Raw genomic sequence first — 8,876 nt, 5'->3', positions numbered from 1 at the left:
GCCAGAGATGCCCTGGAAGCCGGAAAGCATGTCATGCTCGAAAAAGCCATGACCTTTACCCCGGAACAGGCCCTTCAGCTGGTAGATATTGCCGGGAGACATAAAAAACAGACCCTGCAGGTAGGGCACCAGTACCGGTATTCCCCGCTGTATTACAAGGTAAAACAGATGATACAGAACGGTTATCTCGGCAAGGTGACCCAGATCGACGCCCGCTGGGACCGCAACTGGAACTGGCGCAGGCCGGTACCCGACCCCGGCCTGGAACGAAAGATCAACTGGCGGATGTACCGGGAGTATTCCGGGGGGCTTCCCGCCGAGCTGCTCTCCCACCAGATGGACTTTATCCACTGGGCCTTCGACTGCAGGCCCACCACCATCTACGGCACCGGGGGCATAGACCGGTATAAGGACGGCAGGGAAACCTATGACAACGTCCAGGTGAATGTCAGGTATGAAAAAGAGGGCATGATAGGGAATTTCGGGGCCACCTGTTCCAATCAGCACGACGGGTACTCTTTCCGTATCAAGGGCTCCAAAGGCATGGTATCGTTGCTGGTCGATGACGGCATTTTTTACCCGGAACCCGAAACCCGGAAAGAGCTGGAAGAGGTAGACGGGGTAAGCGGCGCTACCAAACTCACCTGGAACGATGACAAAAAAGGCATTAAACTGGCCGACAACAAATTGAAGGACGGAAGCTTTTATGCTTTCAATGACTTTTACAGGGCCATTTCGGAAAACAGCCTGCCCGACTCCAATGTTTATACCGGGGGCACTACCGCCATCTGTGTTGCCCTGGCCAATAATTCCATATACAACGGGCCGCTGCAGTCGTGGAAACCGGAATACGATCTAAACGTATAGTTATGAAAATATACACCAAAACAGGAGACCAGGGCAACACTTCCCTGTTCGGGGGCACCAGGGTCCCAAAGCACCATATCCGGATAGAAACCTACGGCACTGTAGACGAGCTCAACTCATGGATAGGGCTTTTACGCGACCAGGGGACCGGGATACAGGGGAACATCCTGCTCCGCATACAGGACAGGTTGTTTACCATGGGGGCCGTACTGGCTACCGACCCGGAAAAAGCCGTTCTGAAAAACGGAAAATCACGCCTGGATATTGCCGGGATCTCCGACCAGGATATTACCGGGCTTGAAAAGGAGATAGACCTGATGAATGAAGACCTCCCACCCATGACACACTTCATCCTTCCGGGAGGGCATCCTGCAGTGTCATATTGTCATATCACCCGCTGCGTATGCCGGAGGGCCGAAAGAATGGCCACACAACTAAATGAATACCAAACTGTTGACCCCGGAATACTACAATACCTCAATCGCCTTTCCGATTATCTCTTCGTATTGGCACGAAAGTTGTCTCAATCGCTGCAAGCCGAAGAAATAAAGTGGATCCCCGAAAAAGGCACTTCGGAATAACGGCATTTTAAGGCTGAATGAAATATACCCTATTCGGACATCCCGGGTACCTGTTCCTGTTCTCCAGAACATGGACAATACTTGATGAATATGCAGGTTATACCGGGTTTTAATGATTTAAAACCAACAAAATAGGCATTTCATTATGTTCTTGGAATTAATGCGCAATTAAAACAGTTTTAACTTGACTTTTTAGTTTAAAAATTTATTTTTGCAGAAAATAAAAAACGAATAGCAATGTATTGGACATTAGAACTGGCATCCTACCTTAGCGATGCACCTTGGCCGGCTACAAAAGACGAATTGATCGACTATGCTATAAGGACGGGTGCTCCGCTGGAAGTGGTGGAAAACCTTCAAGCCATGGAGGACGAGGGAGAGATCTATGAGTCTATAGAAGAAATATGGCCGGATTATCCTACAGAGGAGGATTACCTCTGGAATGAAGATGAATATTAGAAAAATCACTAAAATAAAAAAGTCTCCCCGGGAGGCTTTTTTTTATCCCTGATAAAAAAGTACCGAAAGGTTGTCAGAACGTGCAGGGCAGGCACCGGGACCGTTAATACCATACCAAAATCCCGCCTGTCGGCCCCGCTTTGCCCTTTTTTCATTAGCTTTGTAAGGACATTGGAAAATCGGCCCGGGATAATGACCGCTCACGCCAACGGGAATGCAAATTCCCTTTTTTCGAATTTAAAATAAAACCATTATGAGTTTACTGAATTCTGTTCTCAAAATTTTTGTAGGAGATAAAGCGAAGAAGGACATCAGAGAGATACAGCCATTGGTGGATAAGATCAAGGAGGTGGAAAAACAGCTGTCTTCCTTGTCCCACGACGAACTCCGGGCAAAAACCCTGGATTTCAAGGCCCGGATCAGGGAAGCAAGGGCTTCTTATGACGAAAAAATAGCCGCACTGCAGGAAGAAGCAGATACTTCGGAAGACATAGACCGCAAGGAAGATATCTATACCGAGATAGACAAACTCAACGACGAGGCCTATAAGGCGACGGAAAGCAAACTGGATGAAATTCTTCCCGAAGCCTTTGCCGTAGTCAAGGAAACCGCTAAAAGATTTGCTGCCAATCCTACCCTGACCGTTACTGCCAGTGCTTTCGACAGGGAACTGTCGGCCGCCAAAGATTACGTGACCATCGAAGGGGACAGCGCCACCTGGAAGAACTCCTGGGACGCGGCCGGAAAGGAAGTTACCTGGGATATGGTCCACTACGACGTACAGCTTGTAGGAGGTATTGCACTGCACCGGGGTAAGATCGCGGAAATGCAGACGGGGGAAGGTAAAACCCTGGTCGCTACCCTTCCGGTATACCTCAACGCACTTACCGGGAACGGCGTACACCTGGTCACGGTAAACGACTATCTCGCCAGGAGGGACAGCGCATGGATGGGGCCGCTGTTTGAATTTCACGGTCTTTCGATAGACTGTATCGATAACCACAGGCCCAATTCGGAAGGGCGGAGAAAAGCGTATAATTCCGATATTACCTACGGTACCAATAATGAATTCGGCTTTGACTATCTCAGGGACAATATGGCCCACACTCCCAACGACCTGGTACAGCGTCCGCACAACTATGCCATCGTGGATGAGGTCGACTCCGTACTGGTAGACGATGCCCGGACCCCGCTGATCATATCCGGCCCTGTGCCCCAGGGCGACAGGCATGAGTTTAACGAGCTCAAGCCCGTAGTGTCTGACCTGGTACAGAGACAGCGGCAGTACCTGACCGGCGTACTGGCCGAAGCCAAAAAACTCATTGCCGAGGGAAATACCAAGGAAGGAGGCTTCCTGCTGCTTCGCGTACACCGCGGGCTTCCCAAGAACAAGGCCTTGATCAAGTTTCTCAGTGAGGAAGGGATAAAGCAGCTGCTTCAGAAAACGGAGAATTTCTACATGCAGGACAACAACCGGGAAATGCCCAAGATAGATGCCGAGCTCCTCTTTGTTATCGACGAAAAAAACAACCAGATAGAACTCACCGACAAGGGGGTGGAATACCTTTCGGAAGATACCGACCCCGATTTCTTCGTCATGCCGGATATCGGTACGGAAATCGCAAAGATAGAGAACCAGCTTCTCCCGGTAGAGGAAGAAGCGGAGCTCAAGGAACAGCTTTTCAGGGACTTCTCGGTAAAGAGCGAGCGCATCCACACCATGAACCAGCTGCTTAAGGCCTATACCCTTTTTGAAAAGGATACCGAATATGTGGTCATGGACAACAAGGTCATGATCGTAGACGAACAAACCGGCCGTATCATGGACGGAAGGCGTTATTCCGACGGACTGCACCAGGCTATCGAAGCCAAGGAAAATGTCAAGATCGAAGACGCCACCCAGACCTTTGCCACGGTAACCCTCCAGAACTATTTCAGGATGTACCGCAAACTCGCCGGAATGACCGGTACGGCCGTCACCGAGGCCGGGGAGTTCTGGGAGATATACAAACTGGACGTCATGGAGATCCCCACGAACAGGCCCATAGCCCGGCACGACAGGCAGGACCTCATATACAAGACCAAAAGAGAAAAATACAATGCGGTTATCGACGAGGTCACACAACTGTCGCGGGCCGGAAGGCCGGTACTGATAGGGACCACCTCGGTAGAGATCTCCGAACTGCTCAGCAAGATGCTGCACCTGCGAAAGGTTCCCCATAATGTACTCAACGCAAAACTGCACAAAAAGGAAGCGGATATCGTAGCCGAGGCCGGTAAGGCAGGCATCGTGACCATAGCGACGAATATGGCCGGTCGGGGTACCGATATCAAGCTTACGGACGAGGTCAAAAAGGCAGGCGGACTGGCGATTATAGGTACGGAAAGGCACGACTCCAGGCGGGTAGACCGGCAGCTGAGAGGGCGGTCGGGACGTCAGGGAGACCCGGGAAGCTCACAGTTCTACGTGTCGCTGGAAGATAACCTCATGCGCCTTTTCGGCTCGGAACGGGTGGCAAAAATGATGGACCGCATGGGGCTCAAGGAAGGAGAGGTAATACAGCACTCCATGATGACCAGGTCTATCGAACGGGCCCAGAAAAAGGTAGAGGAAAACAACTTCGGCATACGTAAACGACTGCTCGAATACGACGATGTGATGAATGCCCAGAGGGAAGTGGTCTACAAAAGAAGACGGCACGCCCTTCACGGACAACGGCTGAAAGTGGATATTGCCAACATGATATTCGATACCGCAGAAGCCATTTCGGAAACCAACAAGGCTGCCAGCGATTACAAGAATTTTGAATTCGAACTGATCAAGTATTTCTCCCTCGTGGCCCCGGTAACGGAAGAAGAATTCTCCAGGCTGTCGGCCCAGGAGATCACCTCCAGGGTATACAAGGCGGCTTACCAGTATTACGATGAAAAAATAGAGCGCAATGCCGCTACCGCTTTCCCGGTGATCAGGAATGTCTACGAAAACCAGGGCGACAGGTTCGAACGTATTGTAGTGCCTTTTACCGATGGTACCAAAACCCTGAATGTCGTGACCAACCTGAAGGATGCCTATGAAAGTGAAGGAAAAAAACTGGTGGCCGATTTTGAGAAGAACATCACCCTGGCCATCATAGATGATGCGTGGAAAACCCACCTGCGCAAGATGGACGAACTGAAACAGTCGGTTCAGCTTGCCGTACACGAACAGAAAGACCCCCTGCTCATCTATAAATTTGAAGCCTTCGAGCTCTTCAAGGGCATGATGGACAATGTAAACAAGGATGTGGTCACCTTCCTGTTCAAAGGGGAATTACCGGCCCAGGACACTTCGAATATCCAGGAAGCCAGGGAACCGAAAAAACAGGAAGACTACCAGACCTCCAAAGAAGAGGTACTCAACAGCGATGAAATGGCGGCCCGCCACCGACAGGCCGGGCAACAGGCCCAGTCCAGGCCGCAGGTTACCGAAACCATTGTAAGGGATAAACCCAAAATAGGAAGAAATGACAAGGTAACCATCAGGAACGTCATGAGCGGCGAAAGCCAGACCGTGAAGTTCAAACAGGCAGAACCCCTCCTCAAAAAAGGGGAATGGGTACTCACCGAAGAATAAAGCTTTACGGTTGAATACGATTACAAAAAACAGCTGTTCCGAATACTGTCGGAACAGCTGTTTTTGTTTATAAGAACCTTCACCGGGGACACTTTTTTATGTAAGTTTGGGATAGAAAACCAATAGTATGCATTTTAAACATCCTGAGATCCTCTGGGCATTGTTGTTTTTAATGATCCCTGTCGTTATCCACTTGTTCCGGCTGCGGAAATTCCGGCACATGCCTTTTACCAATGTCAGGTTTCTCCAGGAAATACAACAAAAGAACCGCAAGAGTTCCAGGCTTAAAAAATGGCTTGTCCTCGCCTCACGCCTGTTGCTGATCGCTGCCCTTGTCCTGGCCTTTGCCCGGCCGTATACCCAGAAAAATGCAGCAGCCCTCAAAAAGGCGGAAACCGTTATTTACCTCGACAATTCCTTCAGCATGCAGGCCGGGGGAGCACAGGGGGAATTACTCGCCCAGGCGGTCCGCGACCTGCTGGCCTCCCCTCCCGAAGGGGATGTCTCGCTCTTTACCGACAACTCTTCCTTTTCACAAACCCCGTTGTCTGAAATAAAACAGGAACTGTTACAGCTCGGCTATTCCGCTACCCCCCTCTCCCCTGAAAACGTGATACTCCGGGGAAAAAACCTGCTGGGCAGCGATACGGTTACCAGGAAAAACTTTATCCTGATCTCCGATTTCCGCGGCTGGGCTCCCCATACCATACCCGGCAACGACACCCTGGTGAACTACTATCCTGTTGTGCTGCGCGCGCAGCACAATGACAATATCGTGCTGGACAGCGTATACCTTTCCGATACCGAAGGGCATTCCCTGGAACTATCCGTACTGCTCTCAAAAAATGACAGTACCGGGCTTACACTCCCCGTTTCCCTCTATAACAACGACACCCTTGTCGCAAAAACGGCAGCGACCTTCGAAGAAAGCAATACTGCCGAAACCCTTTTCCGCATCCCGGAAGACGGACTTGTAAACGGGAAGGTCCTTATAGAAGACCAGGGCCTCTCTTACGACAATACGCTTTATTTTTCCATTAATCCCCGTGAAAAGGTCCGCACCCTGATCATAGGGGATGTCCCCGACCAGTACCTGCGGAGAATTTTTACCGAAGACGAATTCGACGTACAGACAGCTGCCACGGCACAGTTGGATTACAGCGCGGTCTCCGGGCAGGACCTGATCGTCCTGAACGAACCGGAAAACATCCCCGTTTCCCTGGTCCGCGCAGTGCATGCAGTACACCAGGAAGGCAGCCCCGTCCTGGTGATCCCGTCGGAAAAAATCCCGCTTGCCGAACTCAACAATCTCTTCCGGGACCTGAATACCGGCATCGCCTCCCCGCTGCGCACCGGGGGGGCAGAAAAAGCAAGAAAAAAGGTGACAGATATACAATTTGCACATCCCGTATTCCGTGGGGTCTTTGAAACAACGGTCCGGAAAACCGATAATTTTCTGTATCCCGAAGCCCGCCCTGTCTTCAATATCGACAGCCGGGGCGGAAAGATCCTCGGTTTTGAAGACGGTTCCTCTTTCCTCGCGGAAAAAGACCATGTATACTTCTTTACGGCCCCGCTGAACGGGGAATTTTCAGATTTCCGGAACTCCCCGCTGATCGTCCCCGTGCTCTACAATATCGGCCGCACGGCCCTCCCTGCTCCCGCACTGTACTACCAGACCGGGATCACGGGGACCATAAGCAGCAGAAAACCCGTTCAAACAACAGGTGAAGACATAGTATCCCTCCATCAGGAGCATCGGTCCCTCATCCCGCAACAACGCTCATTTCCGGAAAAAATTCAATGGAATACTTCCCGTGAGGTTCCCGGAAAAGACGGCCCCTATCAACTGAAATACGGCGACAGCCTGTTACAGTACATCAGCTTTAACTACAACCGCAACGAAAGTAAGGCCGCCCTCCCTCCCCCTATGGCGGGGAATGCCACCCCGGGCTACTCCTGGGAAAGCACGGCACTTGAAATAAAAAATGCCGGGAGCATCCGTGAGCTTTGGAAATGGTTTGTTATTTTTGCTCTTGTATTCCTCATCACGGAAATACTCCTTTTAAAATATTTTAAATGAAGATTCTCCTAAAATCTGCAAGGGTCATCAACCCGCAAGGTGAATACCACAAACAATCACTCGACATACTGGTTTCCGACGGTATTATTTCCGGAATTTCCGAAAACATCCCTGCTCCTTCGGATGCCGAAGTCATTTCACTGCCCAACCTGCATGTGTCACCGGGATGGACAGATACGAGTGTCAGTCTCGGGGAACCGGGATACGAGGACAGGGAAACCATAGCCAACGGCCTGCTTACGGCAGCAAGGAGCGGGTTTACGGCCGTATTGGTCAACCCCAATACTTTCCCGGTGGTAGACACCCATGCCGATGTTGCCTTCCTCAAATCGCGCGGAGCGGGTTACGGTACCGCGATTTACCCCATAGGGGCGCTGACCGCCGGAAGTGAAGGTACAGACCTGGCAGAGCTCTACGACATGAAGAATGCAGGTGCGGTGGCCTTCGGGGATTACCAGAAGTCCGTCAATAACCCCAACCTCCTGAAAATCGCCCTGCTCTATACCGCAAGTTTCGGCGGGCTCGTATGTTCCTTTCCCCAGGAAAACAGGATCGCGGGAAAGGGTGTTGCCAGTGAAGGGGCCGTTTCCACAAGGCTCGGACTAAAAGGCATCCCGGCCCTGGCGGAAGAACTGCATGTCGCAAGGGACCTTTTTATCCTGGAATACACCGGCGGTAAATTGCATATCCCCACGATTTCCACGGCAAGGTCGGTAACCCTGATCAGGGAAGCCAGGACAAAGGGACTGGACGTTAGCTGTAGTGTGGCTGTCTCCAACCTCGTCCTTACGGAAGAGACCCTCGAGGCCTTTGACACCAACTACAAACTCCTCCCCCCGCTACGCGGAAAAGAAGATGTTACGGCCCTTTTGAAAGGCCTGAAGGAGGGGGTGATCGACTTTGTCACCTCAGACCACAATCCCATAGACGTCGAACACAAAAAAGTGGAATTTGACAGGGCCATGTTCGGCAGTATTGGCCTGGAAAGTGCCTTCGGGGCCCTTCAGACCGTGCTGGACACCGAAAAGACCATTGCCCTGCTCACTTCCGGACGACGGCGTTTCGGCATACCGGAGGCAGAACTCCTCCCGGGAAAAAAGGCCGACCTCAGCCTGTTTGACCCGGATACCGGGTATACTTTTGAGAACAGTCATATACTGTCGCGATCAAAAAACAGTGCTTTCCTCGGACGCCGGTTAAAAGGCCGGGTATACGGAAGCCTGGCCAGCGGCATACTGAGCCTGGCACAGTAACAACCTTATTATTCGAGATC

The 8,876-nt window shown here is 51.3% G+C and carries 6 protein-coding genes; all 6 read left to right on the top strand.

Translation table 11 applies throughout. From position 1 onward, the window contains the following. Positions 1-867 (top strand): Gfo/Idh/MocA family protein (locus tag DN748_RS17585; RefSeq protein ID WP_146746643.1); only part of this gene is annotated, 867 nt, incomplete at its 5' end. Positions 868-869: 2 nt separating this feature from the next. Then, entirely contained in the window at positions 870-1,448 is a 579-nt protein-coding gene (locus DN748_RS17580; protein ID WP_112373143.1) for a cob(I)yrinic acid a,c-diamide adenosyltransferase, read from the top strand. A gap of 237 nt (positions 1,449-1,685) precedes the next feature. Next, positions 1,686-1,907: a DUF2795 domain-containing protein gene (locus DN748_RS17575; RefSeq protein WP_112373142.1), complete on the top strand. Its 222-nt coding sequence runs from the start codon at positions 1,686-1,688 to the stop codon at positions 1,905-1,907. Positions 1,908-2,160: 253 nt separating this feature from the next. Continuing rightward, positions 2,161-5,520, top strand: coding sequence for a preprotein translocase subunit SecA (secA, locus tag DN748_RS17570; RefSeq protein ID WP_112373141.1), 3,360 nt, complete (start codon positions 2,161-2,163; stop codon positions 5,518-5,520). Between the two features lie 127 nt (positions 5,521-5,647). Continuing rightward, a complete protein-coding gene (locus DN748_RS17565) occupies positions 5,648-7,603 on the top strand; it encodes a BatA domain-containing protein (RefSeq protein ID WP_112373140.1) in 1,956 nt (651 codons plus the stop codon). Next, positions 7,600-8,856: a dihydroorotase gene (locus tag DN748_RS17560; protein WP_112373139.1), complete on the top strand. Its 1,257-nt coding sequence runs from the start codon at positions 7,600-7,602 to the stop codon at positions 8,854-8,856. Before DN748_RS17565 ends, DN748_RS17560 begins: the two co-directional genes overlap by 4 nt. Positions 8,857-8,876: the final 20 nt, after the last annotated feature.

The organism is Sinomicrobium soli (assembly GCF_003285545.1).
Taxonomy (GTDB): Bacteria; Bacteroidota; Bacteroidia; order Flavobacteriales; family Flavobacteriaceae; genus Sinomicrobium.
The sequence above is the reverse complement of the archived record's forward strand: the minus strand, read 5'-3'. Positions and strand labels throughout refer to the sequence as shown.

Coding starts and splice junctions, on each gene's coding strand:
- DN748_RS17575 (WP_112373142.1), top strand. CDS start 1,686: ATGTATTGGACATTAGAACTGGCATCCTACCTTAGCGATGCACCTTGG.
- DN748_RS17560 (WP_112373139.1), top strand. CDS start 7,600: ATGAAGATTCTCCTAAAATCTGCAAGGGTCATCAACCCGCAAGGTGAA.
- DN748_RS17580 (WP_112373143.1), top strand. CDS start 870: ATGAAAATATACACCAAAACAGGAGACCAGGGCAACACTTCCCTGTTC.
- secA (WP_112373141.1), top strand. CDS start 2,161: ATGAGTTTACTGAATTCTGTTCTCAAAATTTTTGTAGGAGATAAAGCG.
- DN748_RS17565 (WP_112373140.1), top strand. CDS start 5,648: ATGCATTTTAAACATCCTGAGATCCTCTGGGCATTGTTGTTTTTAATG.